We start from the raw sequence: 24,973 nt of genomic DNA, 5'->3' as shown, positions 1-24,973 counted from the left end.
TCCGCGCTCGTTCTTTCGGTCCGACGGCACGCGGCCGGTCAAGCCTTCTTCGCGGCCGCCGGCGCGGGCAACGGGAGGAAATTGCGTAATGGTCGATTATTTTGCCTGACGGAACGAAGATGAGCGCGGCAGGCGATCAGCCGATCCCGAACCTGCTCCGGTATTCAGAAGGCGTATCTCCGGTATATTTGCGAAAAATTTGGCTGAAATAGCGCGAATCCTGATAGCCGACCGCCAGCGCGATCTCGTACACCTTCTCGTCGGGGCGCAGCAGCAGCTCCTTGGCCTTCTCCATGCGCAGCTGCGTCAAATATTCCACGAAGCTGACCCCCGTCTGCTTCTTGAACAGCCGGCTGTAGTTGCTCTCGCTCATCGGAATCGAGCCGGCCACCTCCTGCAGCGAGATGTCCTCCTGGTAATGCTCCTCGATATACCGGATCGTCTGGCGCAGCTCCGACTTCAGCAGCTCGATATTCGGCAGCTCCGTCAGCCGCGCCGCCGGACTCGGGGCGGCCCCCGCCTGCGCGGCCAGCTTGCGCTCGGCCTCCTCGTACGCGGACGACAGCTCGTCCAGGGAATGGCGCGGCTCGCTCCAGGCCGCCTGCAGGCCGGCGTCCCCCAAGGAAGAGGCGAGCGCCGCGACGAGCGAGGGCCACTCCTCTTGCGGCGCCCCTTCGCCCAGCAGAACGGCCAGCTTATCCCTTACCCGGGCGAACGTAAATTCCGTCTCGTACAGCCGGTCCTCCGCCGCCGCCATCCGTTTCTCCTCCTCGGTTCCGCGCGAGCGGCGGTCCGGCTCCAGAATGGCAACGCGATAAGCGCCCTGCCCCGCCGCCTGCTCCCCGAGAATTTCCCGGAACAGCTCTCTTTCCTTGTCCCCCGCGCTGTCCATCAGCAGATCGTAGAACAGCTTGCCCGCCACGATCGTGCCGCTGTCCCGGAACCGGGTCTGGCTCAGCAGCCGCTCGACCTGATTGCCGGCGCGGCGCTTGCGCACCTTGTCGCTCACTCTGCGGACCACCTGCATCAGCTCGTCCGGATTGGTCGGCTTCAGAACGTAATCGGCCGATCCGATCTTGAGCGCCCGCTGGGCGTAAGCGAATTCGTCGAACCCCGTCAGGAACACGATCTCCACCTCCGGCAGCAGCCGGACCGCTTGCTGGGCCATCTCCAGTCCGTCCATGCCGGGCATGCGGATGTCCGTCAGGATAATATCCGGCTTTGTCTTCTCCAGAAGCGGCAGCGCGGCCCCTCCGCTGTCCGCTTCGGCGACGATCTCGCACCGCAGCTCCTCCCACGGAATCGTCGATTTCAGACCTTCCCGCACCAGCCATTCGTCCTCAACGATCATGAGCTTGATCAACGTCTTCACCCGCGCTTTCTCTTATCGGAATAATGACTTCGACGACCGTTCCCGCTCCGGGCTTGCTGCGCAAGCTCATGGCGGCCTCTTCCCCGAAATAGAGCTCGAGCCGCTTGCGCAGGTTGCTCAGCCCGATTCCCGTGCCGCCCGATTTCGACGAGCGGTAGGCGCCTCCGGATTCCAGCAGGAGAAGCTGCTCCTCGCTCATGCCCGCCCCGTCGTCGGTCACTGTAAAGACGATCCGATCCCGGTCCCTGCGGCATTCGATCCGCAGCGTCCCCATTCCCTCCTTCATCTCCAGGCCATGCGTAATGGCGTTCTCGACGAGCGGCTGGATCAGCAGCTTAAGCGTATAATAGGGCCGGACTTCATCGTCGATCTCGACGACGACGTTCAGCTTGTCCCGATAGCGCATTTTCTGCAGCAGCAAGTAGTTGCGAATCTGCTGCATGTCCTCTTCGATCGTAATGAAGGGTTGTCCCTTGCGAATACTGAAGCGCAGCAGCTCGCCGAGCGACACGACCGTGCGGCTGATGTCGTCGATCTTGTGAATGCGCGCCATCCAATTGATCGAATCCAGCACATTGTATAGAAAATGCGGATTGAACTGGGCCTGAATCGCCTTAAGCTCGGCTTCCTGCACGCGAATCTGCTTCTGGTAATCCTGCTCGATCAGCGTATGCAGCTGCGCAACCATCTTGTTGAAGCTGCGGCCGAGCTGGCCGACCTCGTCGTCGTATTGGGTAGGAAAAGCCACGTTCAAATTTCCCGTCTCCGCCTGGCGCATCAGGCCCCCCAGCTTCCTGAGCGGCTTCGTCACGTTGACCGACAGCACGATGGCCAGCCAGATCGACAGAACGATGCCCGCGATCATGATCAGCAGCGTCAGATTGCGGATGACGGCCCCGTCCTTCGTCAAGGTGCCGACGGGCACGACGGAGATCAGCTTAAACCCGGTCACCTGGGACGTATCGTAGACGACCATCTGCGCCCGGCCCTCGGCGTCCGTCGTGCGGAAATAGCCTTTCGTCCCCTGGAACACCCGCGGCGCGAAAGCTTCCGTCAGCTTGGCGCCGACCTGATGCTTCGAGGGCGAGCTGGAGATGACGTACCCGTTCCGGTCCGACAGGTACATCTGCCCGCCGGGAATTTGCTGCGCTTTATTGTACTTGTCGGCCGCTTCCGCTTCCCCGATATCGATGACGACGTACCCCAGCGGCTCGTTCGTGTTGATGTCCCGGATTTGTCTTCCCGAGCTGAGCACGACGCCGAAGTCTTCCGTTTTTTTCATCGCGTAATGCGTGTCCCAGACGACGTTCCCGCCAGACAGGCGGGCCAGGCGGAACAGCCCCCAGTTTTCGTTGTACTCGTTATATTCTCTCGGCAGCAGCTCTCCGGTAAAATACCGGTCCCCGTTCGTGCCGAGCAGGTAGATCTGGATGTCCCAGTTTTTGAACCCGATGAACGATTCCAGAATGGCCTGTATCCTCTTCTCGTCCCGATGCTTCTCCTCCGGTCCGCGGCTCCCGTCCTTGGCCAGCGCCTCCTGGACCTGCTCGTTCCCGTAGATGTACATGGACAGCTGCTCGATATCCTGAACGAAGTAGTCGATGCTGTAGTTGACCTGGGACAGGCTTTCCAGCAGCGTCTGGCATACTTTGTCCAAAATCATGCGCGAGGATTGGGAGTAGGAGAACGCTCCCAGCACGCCAAGCGGGATGATCGCCAGCAGCAGGAAAAAGACGATCAGCTTGTGCTTTAACTGCATCCCGAGCAAATAGGTTCGCCATTTCGAAGGCATTCGGCGCTCCCCCCTCCCGTTTCACTCTTATACTAACGATTTCGCGTCCGGTGGACAATGGCAAACCAAAAACCCCGATCCCCCAGATTAAGGGATCGAGGTCCTTGATCGCGAGCGAACGCCGGCTTACGCCACGCCCTCCGCCGCGCCCAGCTGCAGCTGGTACATCGCAAAATATTTGCCGCCCTGCTGCATCAGCTCGTCGTGGCTGCCGCGCTCCACGATCCGGCCGCGATCGAGCACGAGAATCTGATCGGCCGCGCGGATCGTCGACAGCCGGTGCGCGATGACGAACGTCGTGCGGCCGCGCTTCAGCACTTCGAGCGCCGCCTGGATAATCGCCTCCGTCTCGGTGTCGATGCTGGCCGTCGCTTCGTCCAGGATGAGGATCGCCGGATCGAACGCCAGCGCGCGGGCGAAGGAGATGAGCTGCCGCTGTCCCGCGGACAACGTGCTGCCCTTCTCGATGACCGGCTCGTCGAGACCTCCCGGCAGCTGCATGAACATGTCGTACGCGCCGACGTCGCGAAGCGCCTGCTCAACCTGCTCGCGGGAGATCGCCGGATCGTCCAGACTGACGTTCGATGCGATCGTACCGGTGAACAGGAACGGGTCCTGCAGCACGATGCCCATATGCTGCCGAAGCTCCTGCTTCGACAGCTCCCGGACGTCCGTGCCGTCGATCGAGATCGTTCCCCGTTCCACGTCGTAGAAGCGGAACAGCAGGTTCAGGATCGAGCTCTTGCCCGAGCCCGTGTGCCCGACAAGGGCGACCGTCTCTCCTTGGCGAGCCGAGAACGAAATGTTCTTCAGCACGTCCTCGCCCGGCTTATAAGAGAACGTAACGTCCTTGAACTCAACGTTGCCCTTGTAACGCTCGATCCGGCTGTCGGACACCTCGATGCCCGGTTCGTCGAGCAGCGTGAACACGCGCTCCGCCGACACCCGCGCGACCTCCAGGTTGGACAGCTGGTTCACGATGCCGACGATCGGCTGCATCATCCGGTTCATATAGTCGATGAACGCGTACAGCACGCCGACCGTCACGGCCGCCCCCAGCCAAGAGCCCGCGAACATCCAGACGACCGCGATGAACAGAAAATTCCGGAACACGTTAACCAGATTGTGCGAGGTAACGGCGTTCAGCGACAGCATTTTGTTCTGGTACTTGAAGTATTCGTCGTTCATCACGCGGAACTCGCCCATCGTCTCCTGTTCCTTGCGGAAAGCCTGAATGATCGGCATTCCCTGGATCGACTCGTTGATCATGCCGTTAATGTCGCTCAGCCGCGAACGGATAACGTGGTTGTACTTGGCCGCGAACTTGCGGTAGATCACGATCCAGACGTACAGAATCGGAATGAACGGCAGTGCGATCAGCCCCAGATTGACGTCCAGGAAGAAGACCGCGCCAAGAATGGCCGCGATATTGATAATGCCCGAGAAGAAGTTCGCCAGCACCGAGACGTACAGCTCCCGGATCGCCTCCGTATCGTTCGTAACCCGGGAGACGACCTTGCCGGCGGGCAGGTTGTCGAAAAATTGCACCGGCAGCCGTTGAATGTGCCGGAAGACGTCGTTGCGCATTTTCCGCACGATCCGGTTCGCCGTCACCTGCAGCAGTATCCTTTGCCAGTACACCAGCACGGAGCCGATCAGCAGCAGGCCGATGTAGCTGACCGCCAGCAGGAGGATGCCGCGGAACTCCGGACGGTAAAATTCGTAGACCTCGCCTTTCGAGAGCCGCGCCGCCGGATAATGCAGCGCCGCGCCGTCGTCGGCCGTCACGGTCAGCCCGCCGTCCGCGAACGCCCGCTTGCCCGTATCCGGAACGTCGGGCGCATCGACGAAGTAATAGCTCCGTCCCGACTGCAGCACCCGAACCTCGCGGCCCTTGGCCTCGCCGGAGGAGAAATGATCCTCCCGCTTATACCAGCCGCCCGCGTACTCGACGGCGTTTTTGCCGTTCGCCTGCGTTGCGTACCACGGCTTCTCGATGCCCATAATGTTCGTATCGATCAGCCGCTTGGCGAGGAAGGGACCGACCAGGTCGACCCCGACCGCCAGCAGGAGAAGCACAAGCGCGACCAGAATCGGCTGCTTGAATCCCCAAGCGTATTGGAATAATCGTTTGCCCGTATTGCCCATCGGTTTCATTCACCTACGTTTCTTCGTTAACTTGATCCGTCAGCTCTCCACAATCGCGGCGAGCTGCTGCCGGTCGTACTGCTCCTTATACCAGCCCCCGAGCTTAAGAAGCTGCTCGTGCGTGCCCTCTTCGGAAATGCGGCCCTCGTCGAGCACGACGATCCAGTCCGCATGCTGCACCGCGGACAGCCGGTGCGTCGTAATAATCGTCGTCTTGCCCGCGCGCTCCGTGCGGATTCCTTCGAGAATCTCCGTCTCCGTCTTGGCGTCGACCGCCGACAGCGAATCGTCGAGAATGAGGATTTCCGGGTCCGCGATGACCGCGCGCGCGATGCTGACCCGCTGCTTCTGTCCGCCGGACAGCGCAACGCCTTTCTCTCCGACGAGCGTCTCCAGCCCCTCCGGCAGGAACGCCACGTCCTTGCGGAAGGAGGCCAACTCCAACGCCCGGTTGAGACGTTCCTCGTCGCCCGCCTGATCCGTCGTGCCGAACCAGACGTTCTCGCGGATCGTCTTGCTGAACAGAATCGGCTGCTGCGGCACGTAGCCGATCCAGCCGCGCAGACGGTCCAGCTCGACCTCGTCGATCGGCGCGCCTCCGAGCGTCAGCCGGCCTTCTCCCATCGGATACTCGCGAAGCAATTGCTTGAGCAGCGTCGTCTTCCCGCTGCCGGTCCGCCCGACGATGCCGAGCGTCTGGCCCCGGCTCAGCGTAAGCGAGACGTCGACCAGATTGTCGATCGACGAGGAGGGATAGCGGAACGTCACGCGATCGAACGCGATCGTCTCCGGCACCTCCACCGTGACCGGATCCTCCGTCTCGGTCACGTCCGGCTTCGCCCCGAGCGTCTCGTTGATCCGGTCGAGGGAGGCATTGCCCCGCTGCATGATGTTGATCAGCTCGCCGATGGCGAACATCGGCCAGATCAGCATGCCGAGGAACATATTGAACGACACCATCTCGCCGAGCGTAATTTCTCCCCGGAAGACGAGCACCGCTCCGTAACACAGGCCGATCAGATAGCTGCATCCGACCAATATTTTCACCGTCGGCTCGAACAAGGCGTCGATCTTGGCGACGCGGATATTTTTCTCGAACACGTTGTCCGTGGAATCGCTGAACCGTTTGCGGTCCGCCTGCTCCTGCACGAACGCCCGGACGACCCGCACGCCGGACACCGACTCGAGCACCTGGTCGTCAAGCTGCCGAAGGCGTCCTGGGCCTTCATGAAGCGGTCGTGGATTTTCCCGCCGAAGTGCTGCATGAGCAGCGCCATGATCGGCAGCGGCAGCAGCGCCGCCAGCGTCAGCTTCCAGCTGATCAGACCGGCCATCATGACGAGCACGGTCAGCATGAACAGCGTCGAATCGATCAGCGTCATGATGCCGAAGCCGGCCGTCACCGACACCGCCCCGAGGTCGTTCGTCGCCCGGGCCATCAGATCCCCCGTGCGGTTGCGCTCGTAGAACGTCGGGCTCATTTTCAGCAAGTGCCGCATAAGCCGGGAGCGCATCGTCCGCTCCAGCACGAACGAGCTGCCGAACAGCTTGACGAACCAGACGTAGCTCAGCAGATAGCTCGCGACCGTCAGTCCGATCCAGAACAGGAGCAGCTGCGCGAGCCCCGTCGAGTTCATTGATCCGTCGTAAATGCCGTCGATGGCGATCCCGATCAGCCGGGGAGGCAGAACGTCGATGATGCCGACGACCGCGAGCAGCGCGAGCGCGACCGCATATCTCCTCCAATGCAATTTGAAAAACCAGCTTAACTTCTTCAACACGCTAAACATCTATGCTTTCACACCCCTCTGCATGAAGAACAAAAAAGGCCTATCGCCGCAAGCGATACGCCTCGAGGAAGGTCTCCCTTCCGCCGCCGCCCGCGGAGCTGATGCCGACTTGTCAAAGACTGCCGCAACTGCCCCGAAGGCGATAAAAAAGGCGCACGATTACGTCGCGTAACCGTGCGCCCCGCCGCTAATGTTCAGAAGAATCCGCCATTCTTCTGACTTCAGCGGTCGTTCGCGTGAGGGTTACGGGAATGAAATACAATAGCTCCGCCCATCTCGGCGATCGAGCCTTCCATGTGGAACTTTCTCATTTCCGCAACCCCCTTTCCGTTCATTCAAAGTATATTTGTCACTTTACCATCGCCCCCCGAGCACTGTCAACGGGCTATTGAAAAATAATTTCAATTTTTTTACTCCTCTTGGAAACCGGCCCCTGTTCTTCTTGCATACGGCTCTCGCTCCGCCCCGCAACCATCCGCCAACCGGTTTGGAATCTCGCTTATCCCGGCTATAATAAAGCTAGAATAGAGACGGGAGAGAGAGACTTTGACGACGCATTCGGAATCGCGCGAGCGCATCACTTCGGAGCTCTGCCTGCTGGCCGGAAAAATTATTTTGCAGAGCGGCGGGGAGACCCACCGGGTCGAGGATACGATGATTCGGATCGCCGCGGCGAGCGGCTTTCCCGATTCGCAGAGCTACGTGACGCCCACCGGGATCATCTTCGCCATCGGCGGCGCCAACCCCGTCACGCGCTTCGTGCGCATCTCGGACCGGTCGACCGACCTGAGCAAGGTTACGTTGGCCAACGACGTCTCCCGGCGGCTGAGTCTCGGCGAGCTGTCCGCGGCCGAAGCGCTCGCCCGGCTTCGCGAGATCGAGGCGGCGCGGGTCGTCTACCCGGCTTGGCTGCAGATCGTCGCGGCCGCGTTCGTCAGCGGCTGCTTCCTGATCATGTTCAAGGGAGGCTGGAACGACTTCGTTCCGGCGATGCTGGCGGGAGGCGCGGGATTCGCGCTGCTGCTGGCGCTGCACCGGTTCGTGCCGGTCCGGTTTTTCGCCGAATTTCTGTCCGCGGCCGTTATCGGCGGGCTGTCGATTCTGTTCGTGCGCATCGGCTTCGGCCATGAGCTGGACCTGATCATGATCGGCTCGGTTATGCCGCTTGTGCCCGGACTGCTCATTACGAACGCGGTGCGGGATCTGATGGCCGGCCATCTCGTGTCGGGGCTGTCGAAGGGAGCCGAAGCGCTGCTGACGGCTTCGGCGATCGGGGCGGGCATTGCGGTCATGCTGTCCGCATGGAGCTAGGGAGGAGAGAGGAGGCGAGTCTATGACGACGATTCTGGAGCAGCTGGCGACGAGCTTCGTCGCCTCGGCGGCGTTCGGGCTGATCTTTAACGTGCCGAAGCGCGCGCTCGTTCAATGCGGCGTCGTGGGCATGCTCGGCTGGGCGCTGTACGTCGCGCTGACGCAGCAGGCGGTCAACGTCACGGCCGCCGCCTTGATCGCGGCGGGCTGCGTGGCCGTGTTCAGCCAGATCATGGCCAAGCTGTACCGGATGCCGATCATCGTGTTTAACGTATCGGGCATCATCCCGCTCGTGCCCGGAGGATTAGCCTACAACGCGATGCGCAGCGCGGTGGAGAACGAATTCGACGCCGCGCTGCGCCTGGGGATGCAGGCGTTCCTGATCTCCGGCGCGATCGCGATGGGGCTCGTGCTGTCCGAGGTGGTCAACCGGGCGATTCGCCGGTCCCGGCTGTAGCCGTTGCTTCTGCCGTTGCTTCTGCCGTTGCTTCTGCCGTCACTGCAGCTGTCAGCCCGAGTGACGGCTGCGATACAGCAGGTAAATAAAATACGGAGCGCCGACCGCCGCGGTGAACACCCCCGCGGGAACGTCCAGCGGCAGGAAGACGGTGCGGCCGATCGTGTCGGCGAGAAGCACCATCAGACTGCCGATCAGCGCCGACGCCGGGACGAGGCCGTTGAACGACGGGCCGACCAGCTTGCGGGCAATATGGGGCGCGATCAGACCGACGAAGCCGACCGCCCCGGCTACCGCGACCGCCGCTCCGGCGAGCGCCACGCTGATCATCAGCAGCATAAACCGATAAAGCTGCACCGGAGACCCGAGCCCTGTCGCCAATTCGTCCCCCAGCTCCTGAATGTTCAGGTGGCGGTACAGGTAGAAGGCCAGCGGGATGAGCACGAGCACCCAGGGCAGCACGGAATAGACGTCCCCCCAGGAGGAGCCGTAGACGCTCCCCGTCATCCACACATACGCTTGTCCGGCCGTATTGACCGGGCTGATCACGATCATCAGCATCGTCAGCGAGCTCGTAATCGCCGAGATGCCGACCCCGATCAGCACGAGCCGCGTCGGGCTTACTCCCCTGCTCCAGGCCAGCACGTAGATCACGATCGAGATGAGCGCCGCGCCGGCAAAGGCGGCTGCGGGAAGCCATTTGATGCTGACCGATCCCCCAAGGTAAGTAATAAAAGCGACCGCCGCGAACGACGCTCCCCCGGTAATGCCGATAATGTCGGGAGAAGCCATCGGATTGCGGATAATGCCCTGCAGAATGGCTCCCGCCACGCTCAGCGCGGCTCCGGCAAGGACGGCGACCAGCGCTCTCGGCAGCCTTAGCGTATGAAGAATAAGCGAATGCTCCGCCGTTCCGTACCCCAACAGCGTCCGAACGACGTCCGGCAGCGACGTAGTCTGGCTTCCCAGACCGATGCCGACGAAGAAAACAAGGACCGCCAGGCCCGTCAGCGCGAGAATGATGTACGGGATTTTCCTGCGGGAGGAACGCGGCGGCTGACCGTCCGGCATAACTGAAACTGTATTGGACCCGCTCATGAGGCTCCTCCTTTCGCGCGAAGCCCTTTGCGGGCGATGTAGACGAAGAACGGACCTCCGACCAGCCCCGTCATGACGCCGAGCGGAATTTCCCCGGGCATGATCAGGAAGCGCGCGGCGATATCCGCCAGCAGCAGCAGAATGCCGCCCAGAGCCGCGCTGTAAGGCAGCACCCAGCGGTAATCGACGCCGACCAGATAGCGGGCGAAATGCGGAATGACCAGACCGACGAACCCGATCGCCCCGGCCACCGCGACGGAGCTGCCGGCCAGCAGGACGACGGCGACCGCGATCCCCGCCTTCACCAGCGCCGTCCGCTGTCCCAGCCCTTTGGCCATCTCCTCGCCGGAAGCGATAAGATTGACCGAGTGCGCCATCGCCAGCGCGGCGATCCCGGCGCCGAGCATGTAGGGCATTACGGGATAGAGCGCGCTCAGCTCCTTGCCGGCGATGGAGCCGGCCAGCCAGAACAGCACGCTCTGCAGGCCCGATTCGTTCAGCACCAGCATGCCCTGGGTAATCGAGGTAAACAGCGCGGTCATGGCGGCTCCCGCCAGCACGACCTTCATCGGCGTCATGCCCTCTCTGCCGAGCGAGCCGAGAAAATACACCGTCAAGGAAGCGATCGCCGCGCCCAGAAACGCGAACCACGCCAGCTGGCTCATCGAGGAGACCGGCAGGAACTTCAGCGCCAGCACGACGCAGGCCACCGCGCCGGCGTTCACTCCGAAGATGCCCGGAGACGCCAGCGGATTGCGCGTCAGCGCCTGCATCAGAGCGCCGGCTATGGCCAGGCTTCCCCCGATCAGCACCGCGTAGATCGCGCGCGGCAATCTGGTCGTGCGGATGATGACGTGCTCGTTCAAGGACGGATCGTACCTCAGGAACGAGTCGATCGTCGCGGGCAGCGCGATTTTCGTCGAGCCGATCGCCACGCTCAGCGCGAAGGCAAGCAGCAGCAGCGCGGCAACGACGAGCAAGCCGAGCGTTTTGAAAGAACTTCGTGACAGCAATGGAACCACGGGAAACCTCCTTCTGGCCGCGAAAAACAGGAAGGAGACTGCCGACAAGTGACACGGTCGGCAGCCTCGGCATTCCCGTCTTATTTCAGTTCATAGAATTCGTACAGGTCTTCGAGCATCCCCAGCGCCGCGAGCGGACCGGAGCCGTTGTTCCATATGGCCGTATCGACCTCGAACACGCGATTGTTTTTCACGGCCCGAAGATTTTGCCACAGCGGATGCTCGTTCCATTCCTTCCGCAGATCGAGCCTTCCGTCGTCCCGCGACGTGCTCGTCTGATCGAAGATCAGATCGGCGTCCATCTGCGGAATATTTTCCTTGGACGTAAGCTGGATGCCCCATTCCTCGCCCTGCTGGCTCGCCGGACGCGCGATGCCCAGCTCGTCGAGCACAAGCGCCGAGAAACCGGTATACACGATCCGCGCGTGGTCCACGCGGAAATCGACGATGCCCGCCTCCAGCTTCAGCTTGTCGCCCATCTTCTCCTTGAACTCGACCACCTTGGCGTTCCAATCCTCCAGGAACTTGGCTTCCTCGTCCTGCTTGTTGAGCGCCGCGGCCGTCAGGCTGAGCGAGTCCTTCCAAATGTGCACTTCCTCCGTCATGACGGTGGGCGCGATCGCCGACAGCTGCTCGTAGATTTTCTCGTGGCGCGTCTTCGACGCGACGATGACGTCCGGCTTAAGCGCGATGAGCTGCTCCAGATCCGGCTGGTTTTCCGAGCCGAGATTGGCCGCCCCTTCCATCTTGTCGCGAATATAGTTGTACCACGGCTGCTCGATCCAGGCTTCGACCGCGCCTACCGGCTTGACGCCCAGCGCCAGCGCCGCGTCGGTCGCGCCCTGGAACAGCGTGGCCACTCTTACAGGCGTGCCCTTCACCTCGGTCTTGCCCATGGCGTGCTCGATGACTCTGACTTCCTCGTTTCCGGCCGCCTCCGATGGCTGCGAGGACGCTTCCTCCGATGGCGCGGCCTCCGACGGCGCCGCTTGCGATTCCTGCTGAGTCTGCGCCGGCGGGGACGACGCCCCTTCGTTCTCTTTGCCGCCGCACCCTGCCAGCAGCGCGATCAACATCGCCGCCGCCAACAGCAGCAGCGGCAGCTTTCCAAATCTGACCACTCCCGTTTCCTCCTCTTGCTGCAATTTTGCTGATATTGATTCTCATTATTAATTATAAAATAACATGCCGCAATGAACATGGAAATTTAAGTCCGCTTTTTTGGACTATTCCGGTATCGGGTACGGCAGGCCCAAATGCTCCCTCAGCGTGCGGCCGGTATATTCGGTGCGGTAGATGCCGCGGTTTTGCAGCTCGGGAACGACCTTGTCGACGAAATCGTCCAGACCGCGGGGAAGCAGGGGCGGCATCAGGTTAAAGCCGTCGGCCGCTTCATTGCGCAGCCAGCGCTCCATCTCGTCGGCGATCTGCACCGGCGTGCCCGCGTAAGTGAAGTGGCCTCGGCCGCCGGCGGTGCGGAAGATCAGCTCGCGGATCGTCAGCCCTTCCCTGCGGGCCAGATCCACATACAGTTGAAATCTGGCCTGCTGGCCGCGGATCTCCTCCACGCCCGGCAGCCGGTCCAGCGGCAGCGGCCCGTCCAGCGGATAGCCGGACAAGTCGGTCTGCAGCGTCGCCGACAGCGTGTTCAGGCCGTATTCCGTCACGGTCAGCTCGTCCAGCTCCCGCATCCTGTCGCGGGCCTCCGCCTCCGTATCGCCGATGAACGGCGTAAAGCCCGGCAGCACCTTCAATTGGCCCTCCGACCGGCCGTATTTGCCCATGCGCCCCTTCAAATCCTTGTAGAACGCCTGCGCTCCGGCCATCGCGCTCTGCACCGTGAAGACGACCTCCGCCAGCTCCGCGGCGAACTCCTTGCCGTCCTCCGAGGAGCCCGCCTGCACGAGCACCGGATACGTCTGCGGAGAACGCGGCAGGTTGAGCGGGCCGCGCACCGAGTAGAAGCGGCCCTCGAAGTCGGCCGGACGAATCTTGGCCGTGTCGGCGTAGATGCCGGATTCCCGGTCCACGACCAGCGCGCCTTCCTCCCAGCCCCTCCACAGCCGCTTCGCGACCTCGACGAATTCCCTGCCCTGCTCGTATCGCTCCCGATGCTCGGGATGACGATCCATGCTGAAATTGCGCGCCGTTGCGTCGCCGGTCGACGTGACGATGTTCCAGCCCGCGCGCCCGCCGCTGATATGGTCGAGCGCCGCGAATTTCCTCGCGATATGATACGGCTCGTTGTACGTCGTCGACGCGGTGGCCGTCAGACCGATCCGCTCGGTGACGGCCGCGATCGCCGACAGCAGCGTGAACGCTTCGAGCTGGGGAATGACACGGTATTTGACCATGCTGTTCAGCCTGTACTTTTCCGCCAGAAATATCGAGTCCATCTTGCCTCGCTCCGCCGTTGCGGCCAGCTGCTGATAGTATTCGAGACTCGTCGCCCTCTCGGGGAAAGCCTCGGGATGACGCCAGGACGCTTCGTGATGGCCCGTGCTTAAAATAAACAGATTCAGATGCAATTGACGGCCGGTTTGGCCCATATCGACACCTCGTTTCCGCCGTCTCGCGGCAATCGGCACCCTGACGACCGATACGACGACGCTCGGACGCCCGGCCCCGCGACGATCCGCCTCGCGGAGATCGGTCGCGCGATCGGCCGGCCGGACAGCACAGCGATCGGCCTGACGGCGATCAGCCGCGGGACGGCTTGCGTATTTGTTTGGCGTAGGCTTTCGGCGAGCAGCCGATCTCCGCCTTGAACTTCCGGCTGAAATAAAATTCGTCGCTGAAGCCGACGCGCTGGGCGATCGTCCGCAAAGACTCGCCGGACTGCGCCAGCAGGCGCTTCGCCTGCTTGATCCGAATATCGGTCAAATATTCGATCGGGCTCTTGTTCAGCCGCTTCTTGAACGCCTTGGAGTAGTAATCGGCGCTTACGCCCGCCATATCCGCCAGCTTCTCCCTCGTGATGACGTGAGGGTAATGCCTCTCCATATACTCCAGCGTTCTCTGGATCGCCTGGCCGAGGTCGGGCATCCTCTCCCGCCCGGCGTCCCGGAACAAATCCGCCACGAGCTCCTGGAACAGAATATTCGCCTTCATATCGTCCCAGGCGTCGCCGCTCCGGCGATTCCGCTCCATCTCTTCGATCCGGTCGAACGCGACGTAAGCCGTCTCGCATTCCACCGGACCCTCGAGCTGCGCGGGTACGTAATGGCCGTCCTGGGCCGGCTGCAGCGCGAGAAACCGCACGTCGTAATAGTCCAGCCGCTCCTCGGGACGAACGAACAGCCGCACGGCGGCGCCGGGCGGCAGCAGTATCGCCTTGCCGCGTCTCAGGGGGCGGCTCTGCCCGCCGATCGAGATCTCTCCCTTCGCTTCCTTGAACAGCAGCAGTCCGTACATGGACGCGGACGCGTCGCGGCCCGGCCGGTCTCCGCCCGCCGTGACCCGCCGCACGTCCTCCAATTTGTACATATATGCGGCAAGCCGCGACGCGAAATCGTCCATCATGGGCGCCTCCCCCTTTCCGCCGTTATACCTGCAAGTGGCCGTAGCCCAGCTCCCGCCTCTTCTTCGCTTCCTTGCGCTGCTTCTCCAGCGCCGCCAGACCGAGCCGCTCGGCCTGGCGCGGGTCGACGGCGAAGACGCCGTCGTCGTCCCCGACGATCAGGTCGCCCGGGTTCACGGTCGCTCCGCAGACGCTGACCGGAACGTTCACTTCGCCCTCCAGCTCCAGCGAGCGCGTCGTCAAGGCGCTGACCCCGGTCGAATAGACGGGGAAGCCCAGCGCGGACAGCGCCCGCACGTCCGACACGCAGCCCGATACGACCGCTCCCGCGAGCTGGCCGCGAAGCGCCGCGTACGTCCGGAATTCTCCCCAGCACGCCCGCTGGTCGTCTCCCGACATATCCACGACGATCACGTCGCCCGGCTCCGCCAGCTCCACCGCATGGCGAATCGCGGAAGCATCGATATGCGGAATGCGCACGGTCACGGCGTTGCCCAGCAGGCGGATCGGACGATACAGCGGCTGCAGCCCCTTCAGAAACCCGAAGTCGGTCAGATGGCCGACCGTCGACGGGCTGACCTCCCGGTACAGCTCCAGCAGCTCGGGCGTAACGCCCTGCACCCTCGGTTCGATTCTCAGCATGATGGTCTCTCCCTTCGAACGGTTAAAGTTTCAGAGAAGCGGCATGCGCTCGCAGCGGATTCGGAGCCTGCCCCATTCCGAACGGCATGCTGCCGGCCACCCGCGAGCGGGGCTTCAGCAGCGGCCGGATCAACTGCTTCCACGGCCATGCCTCCGCCTCGAACAGATGGCGATAAACGGTCCTCCGCGCCTCTCCCTCCAGTCCCGCCGAGTCCGCAGCCCGCTCCAACGTCTCGCGAAGCTCCAGCCACAGCCGCTGCTCCGGAATGCCGTAATAACGGGACAGGCTGTCGAGAATGGCGTAGCCGTTCACCTGAATGCCCAGCGTCTGGAAAAAGGAAAGCAGCTTACCGGGATCGTCGTGATACAGAGAATTCGGATAATTGGGCCGCAGCAGGTACTCCGGGTCGGCAAGGCCGTGCGCCGACAGCCAGGGCACGTGCACGCGCAGCGCGTCGTGATCGCGGAGCAGCAGCCCCTTCGCCCGTCCGCGCTCCACGACCAGCACGGAATTCTGTCCGTGGACCTCGGGCATCATGCCCAGGCGGAACAGGCGCAGGGCGACGTCGCAGAAGACGAGCATCGCTTCCCCGAACAGCCGGACGACGGCGGCTTCGGTCTCGGCTTCCCCGCGCCAGCGCAGCCATTCGTCGAAGACGTGGCCGCCTTCCGCGGAACCGGACACCGCCAGAGCGGACATCGGAACGAACCGCGTGTCGGCGCCCAGAGCTGGCGGGTACTGTCTGAGCATCGCCGACAGATGACGCGGCGCCTCGGCGAACAGGTCCCGGCTCTCCGGCAAATACGCCCACCAGGCGGTCTCGTCGCACAGGAGCAGACGCCGCCCGAGCTCCGGGTCCCGCTCCAGCGCCAGCCTCATCAGCCGCTCCGCGCGCCCTCCGTTCATCAGCTTGATCGCCGACAAATAGCGCAGTCCCCCGAGCGAATGCAGGCCGAGCGGCAGCTTGACGTGCAGCCCGCTCCCGCTCTCGGGCATCAGCGACCGAAGCGAAGACGTGGCGCGATAGGCGCCCGCCTCGGCGGTCAGCGGCACGCATACGCCCGCGTCCATCTCCTCCCGCAGGTGCTCCGCCAGGCGCGGCATCTGCCACGGGTGTACGGGGATCGGCACATAGTCGTCCGTCGTCAGCCCCCGGGCCTCCATCTCTCCCCGCAATCGCGCCTCCTCCTCTTCCGCCAGCAGTTGCCGCGCAGGCTCGTCGTCGCGAGCGCCTTCGCCCGTCACGATATGCTTGCGGCTCACCGCCATCCATCGCAGCGCGATCCGCTCCCCGAACTCCGGCGAGTACCGGCGGTATTCTCCTTCCGCAAGGCCCAGCTTGACCTTCGCAACCGGATGAAACGGCCGGTCGCGGAAAGCCGCCTTGCGCTCCAGCGCCAGCAGGGACGCTTCCGAACCCGCTCCCGGCAGCGCTTCGCCGGACAGCTCGTTCTCCAGCGACCAGACCGTCTGCTGCAGCGTCTGCGCGATCATGTCCAGCAGCCGCTTCGCCGATTCGGGATCGATCTCGCGATTTCCTTCGTGCAGCTCGAGTACTCGGGTCATCAGCTCGAACGGTCCGATTTTGCGCGGCGCGGCCCCGGCTTCCTCTCCGCCGATTGCGAGCTCGTATACGCCCGCGTTTGCGGCCAGCCGGTACGGCTGAACGACCGCCGGATATACCGGGAACGAAAGTTCGGTCGCCCGACCATCGCTTCCGTCCACTCTCCACCTGTACACGTACGCGTCCACAAGCGGCCCGAACAGCCGGTCCGCGGCCGACAGCGAAGCGTCGCTCCGAATCAGCTCCCGCCATCCGTCCGGGGGGACAAGCGCGACCCGCTCCTGCCCGTCCAGCATCCCCTCCGCAAGCAGCGCGTTGACCAGATCCTCCATTACTCGGTTCTCCGCCTGCGCCTCCGCCCGCTCCTGCCGGGCTTGGACCGCACGATCCGTCGTTTTCTCGCTCATTCCAGTCCGCCCCCTTCCCTGCGGTGCGAACGAAGCGGATTCGGAACCGCTTTGGGGTCGACCTCCGCATCCTTCCACAAGCGTCTTCTTGCCAGCTGCTCGATGCGGATCGTCTCCGAGAACAAGTCGTACCGGGCGTAGTTGGCGGCATGCTGCGGATACTTGTCCTGATAGTCGTAGATGACGTCGGCGGCCAGCTGCCAGAACGTCTCTTCCTTCAGCCCGTGCCGCTCGTGCAGGAACAGGCACAGATCGGCGGCGAACACGAAGAAAAAGGCGCTGTGCAGAAAATCCTTAACCGCCTCCGGATCGTCGGTCTGCATATACGAATGCCGATTCAGCGCCCGGTGGCGGGCCGGCTCGGGATTCAGCTCGGGGCAAAGCCCGGGATGAGTCAGATGCGGCTTGGAGAAGCGCAGCCCGTCGTGGAAATCCTTCAGGGCCAGCCGGACGGGAAGCCCGTCGCGATGAATGAGGATCAGATTCTGGGCGTGCGACTCCAGCGCGATTCCATGGGCGTACAGCATATGGATCAGCGGCGTCGCCGTCACCTCCAGCACGCGGCGGGTCCAAGCCTCCAGGCCGTAGCGGCGCAGCCACGGCTCGACGAAGCTGCCGCCGCGCGCGGACAGACACAGCGCGCTGAGCGGAACCGCACGCTCTCCGGGCCGCAGGTGCGGGTGAACGCTCTGCCTCCAGATCGCGCCCAGGCTCCCGTAGGCGGATACCTGCATCGTCTGCGGCAGCGTCTCGTAGTCACAGGAGACACCGGCGAACTCCGACAGCAGCACGAAGTCGAGCTCGCGGGCGACCTCGTCGCCGCGAACCAGCTCCGCCAGCCAATCCGACACGAGCGGCGCGTTCAGCACCGTGTGCTTCGCCAGCGTCCTTCTTGTCGAAGTATTCACAATGCCGAGCGCCAGCTTCAGGTAGGCCTTGTCCTTGCTCGAACGATTCGCCAGGCTGCGCACGGACTGCTGCGCGCGGTAGCTGTCCGGACCGCTTCCGAGCAGGACGAGCTCCCGGTCGACCAGCTGCCGGTGGAAGCCGGGCAGGACGACATGCTCCCACTGCCACGGATGAACGGGCAGCAGGAGGTAATCCCCAAGGCTCAGGCCTTGGCGCTCCAGCTTCGCGGCGAAGCTGCGAACCGTCTCCTCTCCGAGCTCCTGCCGGAGGAACGCATCGTAATCCGCCTCCGCGGACAGCGCCAGCAGGCTTCGGGAACGGGAGACCGCCACCCATACCGGGAGAATCTCCGCGCCGAATTCCGGTCCGTAGGAGGCGTTCTCCCGCAGGCCGAACCCGATCCGCGACTTGTAGCACGGATGGTAAGGATGCCCGTCGAGCCAAGCCTCGAGCTCGTCGTAATCCGTCTCCTCCCCCGGAGCGTCAAGCGCGGACCGATAGGCTTGCGCCTGCGCGTCGTTCGCCAGCGTGCGTTCCAGCTCCGTCATGAACGGAACGAGCTGTTCGACTGCCCGGACCCGGCCCAGCACCTCTTCGGCGAATCCGGCCAGCGCGGCCGGAGCCGGGGTCTCGCCCTCGCCGCCTCTGCGGACGACCGTGCCTCTCTCCACCCGCAGGCGGCTGAAGCTGAGCATGCGGCTGCCGCGGCATACGTATTCGACGGGCAGGCCGCGCGAATCGATTCCGGGAATCGTAAACGTTCCTCTCCGTTTGTCCTCCGAAGACGGCTCGTAAGAAAACTGCGCGATCCCTTCGTATAAAACCGCCTCAATCAATTGGCAGAGCACCCTCTGCTCGACCTCGGCGTAGCGTTCAGCGTGGAAGACCGGAATCCGTTCCGTCTCTTCCGCTTTTTCCAGCGTGTGCACCGACATTCAGCTCCATTCGGTTGGTTTCTTGTTTCAGAACGGTATATTTCATCCAGACGTTATTCATCAGCAGAATCAGGGCGGACCCGATGAAGATCATCGGGAGTCCGAACTGCGACGAGACCGCCCCCATGCCGACCGATCCGACCATGCCTCCGAGGAACAGCGCACAGTTCAAGTAGCCGTAAGTGCTGCTCTCCTTCCCCGGCGGCGCATAATGGCGCATGAGCGCGTTGACGGACGGCATCATGCCGCCCAGGCAAGCCCCGGTCAGCGCGCGCAGCGCGATCAACTGCCACAGCTCCCGTACGAACGCTTGCGGAATCAGGAACAGAACCGCCCCGATCACCGCTCCGGCCAGCACGTAACGCGAGCCGAACCGGTCTCCCAGCTTGCCGAGCTGCGGCGCCGAGATCATGTTGCCCACGCCCATCGCCGCCGTGGTGATACCGGCCAGCAGCACGAGGTTGTTTTCCCCCGGCGCCAGCTGCTGCACGTACAGCGGAATGAAAGGGAGCGTGCCCACCATCGCCATGCGGATCGCCGCCGCCGAGACGAGCAGCGAGGACACCGGCTTGCGGCCGACGATCGTCCGGAAATCCTGGAGGAACGGCTCCCTCGCCTTGGTCTCTTTTTTCTCGAAGCTCTCTTTGACCCAGAAGATCACAATCAACGAGGCGACAAAAATGCCGATGCCGAGATACAGGAAAACGGCGCTGAAGCCGAACCGGTCGGCCATAATCCCGCCCAGCAGCGGACCGATCATCGTGCCCGCGACCGCCCCCGAGTGCAGGACGCCCAGCGCGTATCCGCTATGCTCCCTGGGCGTATTGGTCGCGACCAGGGCGATGGCGGAGGGACTGAAGCCCGACACCACGCCGTTGACAAGCCTGAGCAGCAGCAGATGGACCGGCGCCGCCGCAAAGCTCATGAGCGTTATCGTGACCGCCATCCCGAGGCCCGATCGAATCAGCATCGGCCTGCGGCCGTAGCGGTCGGCCAACCGGCCCCAGATCGGGGCGAACAGGAAAGCGGTCAGCAGATTCGAGCCATAGATGGCCCCCGTCCATAGGCGCACTTGTCCCGGGTCGGTCAGCCCCATCTCCTGCAAGTAGAGCGGGAGGAACGGAGCGACGCAGCTCGTGGAAGCCATGGCCAGAAACTGGCCGGCGTACAGAATGAACAGGTTGCGTTTCCACTTTTCCACCGGGATGGCACGTTCCTTTCCGTTAGATTGCGATTTACCGGGGGATTTTCGGACAGGCCTCGCAGTATTCCGCGTCCGGGGCCGCCTGATAGTAAAAACAGCACGTTCTCCGAACGCGTATGGCGGGGGCTGCCGAAGACGGCACGCCTCCGGACGCTCTTGGAGACGATGCGGGTCCGGTCGCTCCCGGATACGACGCGAGTCCGGACTCTCCCGGAGACGACGCGGGTCTGGACTCTCCCGGAGACGACGCGGGTCTGGACTCTCCCAGAGACGGCGCCGGTCCGGGCTCCCCCTGGGATGCCGCAGCCGTCGTGGACGCCCCTGGAGAGGCCTCCGCCGCGGACGACCGCCGCCCTCCGTAAAACCGCCCCAGCGGATTGATCCTCTCTCCGAACGCGCTCCCCGGCGCGCCGTGGACCAAGTAATCGTAATCGGCGCTGGCTGCCGCCTCGCCGGTTATTTTTTTCTCGTACAGCGAATACACCCGGACCGCCGCGTTCTCCCACAGAATGGGCAGGGGGATGTTCGCGGCCTTCGACAGCGTGCGCCATATGCCCGCGATGTGGCCGGCGAACAGTCTCTCGACCAGTTCCCCGCGCCATCGCCCCCACTCCCCCGCCTCCGGCACCGTGACCGGAGCGTCCGACGCAAGAAGCCGGATTTTCCCGATTCGGCTCGGATACGCGTCCAGAGAGCAGCTTTCGATCGCCAGCTCCACCCCCTTGCCGTACGCCGTCATGGCGTACAGCGCCGGAACCGCCGCGATGAAGGCGTACCTCTTCGCCAACTGCGAGGCCGCGATCAGACGGGAAGGCGACGGCAGCGTCTCCGCCAGCCGGTCCAGATAAGCGGCGCAGCGTTCCTCGTTCAACAGATCGAGGCACGGGATGCGCTCGGACGAATCCGGCGGACTGCCGATAAACATGCCGAAGCTTCGCGAGAGAACTTCCGCTTCCGCGGGGGTGAATGCCGACTTTTCAATCATGTATGCGCGTCTCCTTGATGGGGTTTGGAATCGGTACGAACAAAGGCGTTTCTCCCCTGCCCGCCATGCAGCTCATCAGATTGGCTTTGGCCGGGAGCGTGTCGCCGCCAAGCAGATCGTCGATCAGCTCGCCCAGCCTGCCCGACGAGCGCTGCCGCTCCCTGCGGAGCAGACGGCTGACGACGGCCCAATAAACCCGCTCGTCCTCGCCGGCATAAGCTGCGATCGCGTGAATGAGCGAACCGAGATGATTGACGACAAAATAGTATTTCGTTCGGTGCCAGACCTCCGCGGCCTCGTACAGCACCGGACTGTTCTCGTCCACCAGGCTTCCGGTCCAGCCCGCTTCGGCCGCCTTCCGGCGATCGACGCTGACGCCTTCGAGATCGCGAACGTAGAAGCGGTCTGGCCAGCCTTGCTTCAAGGTCAGCAGCGAGTTTTGCAGATGGGCCTCGAAGCCGACGCCCCGCTCCGCCGCGAGGCGAAGCAGCGGCAGAAGAGACAGCTCCAGGTAGCGCTCCAGCCACTCGGACCAATCGGGAAGCGTTCCTCCCGAGCCGTGCCGGACAGCATTCGCCAGTTTCGGTTCCTTTTGTCCCGGAGTGGGCTCCAGCAAAGAGGCCAGCACGAACGTTGTCTCCTTCGGAAAATGGAGCGGCCTATGAATCACCGTAAAGCCGGCGGACCATTCCGCGGCAGCCTCCGTCTCGAACGAGACTTGGCTGCAGCCGGTCTCGGCCAGAATGACAAATCCTTCTCCGCCCGGCTCGTCGCCAAGCCGCCGCACGATTCTGGCCGCATCCAGCGTCCGCCTCGCCTGCTCGGGCGTATTGTCCCGAACGAGATTGGTGATTCTCACGTGCAGCGGCAGCTTGTAGCCGTCTCCCGTGTCCGGGTCCCATACCGTTCTTACCGACGAAGTCGGATAGACAACGGGACCCGCCGGGCCCAGGTCGACGATCTCGGAGCGGCCGATCAGCTCCTGAAGTCCCGGCTGCCGGAGGAGAAAAGCCATCTGCCACGGATGCATCGGAAGCAGCGCGTACTCTTCCGCCCTGCCCCCCAGCCTTTCCCTGGCCAGCGCGGCCGCGTCGGAGGGGGGAATCTGCATCTCCTCCCCCGCCCACTCCTCGCTGACATAGCGCCGGTGGACGGCAATGTAACAGAGCCGGAACGACGCCCCCAGCTCCGGGCTATAGCGCCCAAGCTCGTCTTCGGCGAAGCCCTCCGAGCTTTTCGGATAAGGATGAAACGGATGCCCGCAGAGAAGCGACTGCTCCGAGCGGATAAAATCGAGCGGCGCGTCCTCCCCGCTCTCCCGCCGCCAAGCCTGATCGATATAGCGGCCCATGTTCCGCAAGCTGTTCTCGACGCGTTCCCCGACCGCAATCAGGTTGGCCGCCCGGCTGTCCGGCGGACCGGACCGGCTTGCGTCCTCCAGCAGCAGCGCGATCAGCCGCTCGGAGCTTAGCGGGCGGCGCGTGCCGTCTGGCCCGATCTCCTCGAACGCGGGGCCGTAATCGTGCTGCCCGATCCGGGAGCTGTACGCCAGCGTCCCTTCGACCGTTATCCCGCCGCCAGAATCCCAAGAAATTGCGAACGTCTCTCCCGGCTCCGACGGACCCATGCCTTCCCGCTTCTCCGTTCGGGGGTCGGCGATTCCTTTTTCGCGAAAATAGCAATTAAGCAGCGCCCTCAAGGTCGCGCGCAGCGCCAGCTCCTCCGCGCCTGCAGAGCCTATCCGATTCGTTTGCAGCGCCTTCCCCGGCCGTTTCCTCTGTTCCGTCTGCAGCATCGTCCCGCCTCCTCTCCCACTCACTCCGCCGCGCACGCCGCGTCCACGGCCTCGCCAAAAATGCGGGCGATCTCGTCGATGTCCGATTCCGTGACGATCAGCGGAGGCAGAAAACGAATGACGGCGGAATGTCGGCCGCCAACCTCCAGAATCAATCCGCGCCGCAAGCATTCCCGCTGAATGCGGCTGGCCAATTGCGGATTCGCCGGGCTGTGGCCCAGCGGATCCGGCTCCTTCCCGGCATCGACGATCTCGACGCCGATCATCAGCCCCCGGCCGCGCACGTCGCCGATCTGGACGACGCGGCTTTGCAGCTCCTCCAGCCGCTCTCGCAGGCGGGCGCCCATCCGCTCCGCATGGCCCGGCAGGTCGTTCGCCTTAATGTATCTCAGCGTCGCCAGACCGGCCGCCATGGCCAGCTGATTGCCGCGGAACGTTCCGATGTGCGCCGCCGGCTTCCAGACGTCGAGCTTGCTGCGGTAGACGACGACCGACAGCGGCAGGCTCCCGCCGATCGCCTTTGAGAGGACCAGCACGTCCGGAAGAATTCCGGCGTGCTCGAAGGCGAACATTTTGCCGGTACGGCCGAAGCCGGTCTGCACTTCGTCGACGATCAGCGGAATGTCCCGCTCCTGCGTAATCCGCCGCATCTCGCGAATCCACTCCGCCGGCGCGGGGATAGAACCTCCCTCTCCCTGCACCGCCTCGAAAATCATCCCGCAAGGCGGCACGATACCGCTCTCGGGATCTTTCAGGAGCTGCTCGACGTAACGGCTGGAAATTCGGTGCGTCTCCTCCCCGCCGACTCCGAACGGGCAGCGGTAAGCGTACGGATAAGGAAGAAAATGAACGTCCGGAATAAGGCCCTGCACGTTCTCCTTCTGTCCGAGCGTTCCGCTCAGACTCATCGCCGCGTGCGTGGAGCCGTGGTACCCTCCTTGGAAGGAGAGGATGCTGCGCCTTCCGGTCGCCGTCTTGACGAGCTTGATCGCCGCCTCGATCGCATCCCCTCCCGTCGGTCCGCAAAACTGGATGCGCGCGTCCTTGGCGAACTCCTCCGGAAGGCTCGCGAACAGCTCGTCCACGAACGCCTCCTTCACCGGGGTCGTCAAGTCCAGCGTATGCATCGGCCGCTTCCGGTCGAGCATCTCCCGGACCGCTTCGAGCACCACGGGATGATTGTGCCCGAGCGCCAGCGTCCCGGCTCCGGCAAGACAGTCGTAATACGTCCTGCCGTCCATGTCTTTAACGTAAATTCCCTCCGCTTCCTGAATGGCGATCGGAATCCTCCTGGGGTAAGATCTGGCGTTGGATTCCCGAGCAGCCTGGCTTTCGAGATAACGATCGTTTCTCGACTTTTCCGTTACGGTACCTTTCACGTTCTCCCATCCTCCTCAGGCACGTTCGCGATTTTCCGGCGCTTCCCCGCCGCTCTCCGGAAATCGCCCCTTTATTTTCGATAATGATAATCATTATCAATATGCCTAAATATAGAGTAGCAACGCGGACGGGTTCCGTAAATTCTCCGATCGGATAATATGGATCATTCGTTTGGAGTAAGCTCCGCTTCCGTCAACGTTCCCCCTTGCATCAAGCGATTTAACAAATAAATAAAATCGGCCCCCGACGACTCGACCTTTAACGCTCTCTTGATGTTCTGAATGTGCTTCTTGACCGTGTTGACGCTGACGAACAGCTCGCTTGAAATCCTCTTGATCGAATAGTGGGCGCACAGCATGTCCGCGATCTGTCTCTGTCGGCTGCTGAGCGCGCTGATCGGATCGGCCGTCCGCCGTGCTTCTGCGGCTGCTGCCGGCGGCGTTTCCCGGCCTTCCACCGCGTCCAGCTCCCACGTAATCCGGACGTATTCGTCGATGTTGAGGCGCATCGTCTGCTCGACCACCATGCGATGCAATTCGATCAGCTTCCCCAGATTGGAGCCGTCCCGAGGAGCGGAATCGATGATCAACCTTACTTTGGCTTCTCCCATGCTCTCCCCCTCGCATCCGTCGATTCATACA

18 protein-coding genes and 1 pseudogene are annotated in these 24,973 nt (G+C 63.1%); 2 read left to right on the top strand and 17 right to left on the bottom strand.

The window, feature by feature from the left end:
* Positions 1 to 136 precede the first annotated feature (136 nt).
* The 4 genes and pseudogenes from ACFFT4_RS30695 to ACFFT4_RS30680 form a co-directional block, all read right to left on the bottom strand.
* Positions 137 to 1,372 carry a response regulator gene (locus ACFFT4_RS30695; RefSeq protein ID WP_378052940.1) on the bottom strand — a complete coding sequence of 412 codons (1,236 nt, stop codon included), beginning with the start codon at positions 1,370 to 1,372 and terminating at the stop codon, positions 137 to 139.
* Complete coding sequence (locus ACFFT4_RS30690) at positions 1,341 to 3,164, bottom strand: cache domain-containing sensor histidine kinase (RefSeq protein ID WP_378052939.1); 1,824 nt, start codon at positions 3,162 to 3,164, stop codon at positions 1,341 to 1,343. The genes ACFFT4_RS30695 and ACFFT4_RS30690 overlap by 32 nt, the downstream gene beginning before the upstream one ends.
* Positions 3,165 to 3,290: 126 nt before the next feature.
* Positions 3,291 to 5,312 carry an ABC transporter ATP-binding protein gene (locus tag ACFFT4_RS30685; protein WP_378053063.1) on the bottom strand — a complete coding sequence of 674 codons (2,022 nt, stop codon included), beginning with the start codon at positions 5,310 to 5,312 and terminating at the stop codon, positions 3,291 to 3,293.
* Positions 5,313 to 5,351: 39 nt separating this feature from the next.
* Positions 5,352 to 7,102, bottom strand: a pseudogene (locus tag ACFFT4_RS30680) (ABC transporter ATP-binding protein).
* Positions 7,103 to 7,648: 546 nt separating this feature from the next.
* Here ACFFT4_RS30680 and ACFFT4_RS30675 point away from each other — a divergent pair.
* Positions 7,649 to 8,413, top strand: a complete 765-nt coding sequence (locus tag ACFFT4_RS30675) for a threonine/serine exporter family protein (protein WP_378052938.1) — start codon at positions 7,649 to 7,651, stop codon at positions 8,411 to 8,413.
* 22 nt (positions 8,414 to 8,435) lie between these two features.
* Entirely contained in the window at positions 8,436 to 8,870 is a 435-nt protein-coding gene (locus ACFFT4_RS30670; protein WP_378052937.1) for a threonine/serine exporter family protein, read from the top strand.
* Positions 8,871 to 8,921: 51 nt separating this feature from the next.
* On the opposite strand, the gene ACFFT4_RS30665 is transcribed toward ACFFT4_RS30670, so the two are convergent.
* From ACFFT4_RS30665 to ACFFT4_RS30605, 13 genes are all read right to left on the bottom strand, one after another.
* The gene (locus tag ACFFT4_RS30665; RefSeq protein ID WP_378052936.1) at positions 8,922 to 9,968 is read right to left on the bottom strand and encodes a FecCD family ABC transporter permease; all 1,047 of its coding nucleotides are present in this window, start codon (positions 9,966 to 9,968) and stop codon (positions 8,922 to 8,924) included.
* Positions 9,965 to 10,990: a FecCD family ABC transporter permease gene (locus tag ACFFT4_RS30660; protein WP_378052935.1), complete on the bottom strand. Its 1,026-nt coding sequence runs from the start codon at positions 10,988 to 10,990 to the stop codon at positions 9,965 to 9,967. The genes ACFFT4_RS30665 and ACFFT4_RS30660 overlap by 4 nt, the downstream gene beginning before the upstream one ends.
* A gap of 80 nt (positions 10,991 to 11,070) precedes the next feature.
* Complete coding sequence (locus tag ACFFT4_RS30655) at positions 11,071 to 12,111, bottom strand: ABC transporter substrate-binding protein (protein ID WP_378052934.1); 1,041 nt, start codon at positions 12,109 to 12,111, stop codon at positions 11,071 to 11,073.
* A gap of 105 nt (positions 12,112 to 12,216) precedes the next feature.
* Entirely contained in the window at positions 12,217 to 13,539 is a 1,323-nt protein-coding gene (locus ACFFT4_RS30650; protein WP_378052933.1) for an LLM class flavin-dependent oxidoreductase, read from the bottom strand.
* 151 nt (positions 13,540 to 13,690) lie between these two features.
* Positions 13,691 to 14,512 (bottom strand): AraC family transcriptional regulator, encoded by an 822-nt coding sequence (locus ACFFT4_RS30645; RefSeq protein WP_378052932.1) that lies wholly within the window; start codon positions 14,510 to 14,512, stop codon positions 13,691 to 13,693.
* A 22-nt stretch (positions 14,513 to 14,534) separates the two neighbouring features.
* Positions 14,535 to 15,152 carry an RraA family protein gene (locus ACFFT4_RS30640; protein ID WP_378052931.1) on the bottom strand — a complete coding sequence of 206 codons (618 nt, stop codon included), beginning with the start codon at positions 15,150 to 15,152 and terminating at the stop codon, positions 14,535 to 14,537.
* Positions 15,153 to 15,174: 22 nt separating this feature from the next.
* The gene (locus ACFFT4_RS30635; protein ID WP_378052930.1) at positions 15,175 to 17,124 is read right to left on the bottom strand and encodes an IucA/IucC family protein; all 1,950 of its coding nucleotides are present in this window, start codon (positions 17,122 to 17,124) and stop codon (positions 15,175 to 15,177) included.
* On the bottom strand, positions 17,121 to 18,962 hold the full coding sequence (locus tag ACFFT4_RS30630) for an IucA/IucC family protein (RefSeq protein ID WP_378052929.1): 1,842 nt from the start codon (positions 18,960 to 18,962) through the stop codon (positions 17,121 to 17,123). Before ACFFT4_RS30630 ends, ACFFT4_RS30635 begins: the two co-directional genes overlap by 4 nt.
* Positions 18,907 to 20,169, bottom strand: a complete 1,263-nt coding sequence (locus ACFFT4_RS30625; RefSeq protein ID WP_378052928.1) for an MFS transporter — start codon at positions 20,167 to 20,169, stop codon at positions 18,907 to 18,909. Before ACFFT4_RS30625 ends, ACFFT4_RS30630 begins: the two co-directional genes overlap by 56 nt.
* A gap of 34 nt (positions 20,170 to 20,203) precedes the next feature.
* Positions 20,204 to 21,157 carry an IucA/IucC family C-terminal-domain containing protein gene (locus ACFFT4_RS30620; RefSeq protein ID WP_378052927.1) on the bottom strand — a complete coding sequence of 318 codons (954 nt, stop codon included), beginning with the start codon at positions 21,155 to 21,157 and terminating at the stop codon, positions 20,204 to 20,206.
* Positions 21,150 to 22,952 (bottom strand): IucA/IucC family protein, encoded by a 1,803-nt coding sequence (locus tag ACFFT4_RS30615; protein WP_378052926.1) that lies wholly within the window; start codon positions 22,950 to 22,952, stop codon positions 21,150 to 21,152. Before ACFFT4_RS30615 ends, ACFFT4_RS30620 begins: the two co-directional genes overlap by 8 nt.
* Before the next feature lie 20 nt (positions 22,953 to 22,972).
* Positions 22,973 to 24,331 (bottom strand): aspartate aminotransferase family protein, encoded by a 1,359-nt coding sequence (locus ACFFT4_RS30610; protein WP_378052925.1) that lies wholly within the window; start codon positions 24,329 to 24,331, stop codon positions 22,973 to 22,975.
* A 164-nt stretch (positions 24,332 to 24,495) separates the two neighbouring features.
* Positions 24,496 to 24,942: a response regulator transcription factor gene (locus tag ACFFT4_RS30605; RefSeq protein ID WP_378052924.1), complete on the bottom strand. Its 447-nt coding sequence runs from the start codon at positions 24,940 to 24,942 to the stop codon at positions 24,496 to 24,498.
* Positions 24,943 to 24,973: the final 31 nt, after the last annotated feature.

It is taken from the genome of Cohnella cellulosilytica, from assembly GCF_042431195.1.
In the GTDB taxonomy this organism is placed as follows: domain Bacteria; phylum Bacillota; class Bacilli; order Paenibacillales; family Paenibacillaceae; genus Cohnella; species Cohnella cellulosilytica.
Note: the sequence above shows the minus strand (reverse complement) of the source record. Positions and strands in the feature narration are given on the sequence as shown.

Bases quoted from the DNA above. Each gene is read 5' to 3' on its own strand.
- ACFFT4_RS30690 (WP_378052939.1), bottom strand. From the start codon at position 3,164: ATGCCTTCGAAATGGCGAACCTATTTGCTCGGGATGCAGTTAAAGCAC.
- ACFFT4_RS30685 (WP_378053063.1), bottom strand. From the start codon at position 5,312: ATGGGCAATACGGGCAAACGATTATTCCAATACGCTTGGGGATTCAAG.
- ACFFT4_RS30670 (WP_378052937.1), top strand. From the start codon at position 8,436: ATGACGACGATTCTGGAGCAGCTGGCGACGAGCTTCGTCGCCTCGGCG.
- ACFFT4_RS30665 (WP_378052936.1), bottom strand. From the start codon at position 9,968: ATGAGCGGGTCCAATACAGTTTCAGTTATGCCGGACGGTCAGCCGCCG.
- ACFFT4_RS30650 (WP_378052933.1), bottom strand. From the start codon at position 13,539: ATGGGCCAAACCGGCCGTCAATTGCATCTGAATCTGTTTATTTTAAGC.
- ACFFT4_RS30645 (WP_378052932.1), bottom strand. From the start codon at position 14,512: ATGATGGACGATTTCGCGTCGCGGCTTGCCGCATATATGTACAAATTG.
- ACFFT4_RS30640 (WP_378052931.1), bottom strand. From the start codon at position 15,152: ATGCTGAGAATCGAACCGAGGGTGCAGGGCGTTACGCCCGAGCTGCTG.
- ACFFT4_RS30635 (WP_378052930.1), bottom strand. From the start codon at position 17,124: ATGAGCGAGAAAACGACGGATCGTGCGGTCCAAGCCCGGCAGGAGCGG.
- ACFFT4_RS30620 (WP_378052927.1), bottom strand. From the start codon at position 21,157: ATGATTGAAAAGTCGGCATTCACCCCCGCGGAAGCGGAAGTTCTCTCG.
- ACFFT4_RS30615 (WP_378052926.1), bottom strand. From the start codon at position 22,952: ATGCTGCAGACGGAACAGAGGAAACGGCCGGGGAAGGCGCTGCAAACG.
- ACFFT4_RS30605 (WP_378052924.1), bottom strand. From the start codon at position 24,942: ATGGGAGAAGCCAAAGTAAGGTTGATCATCGATTCCGCTCCTCGGGAC.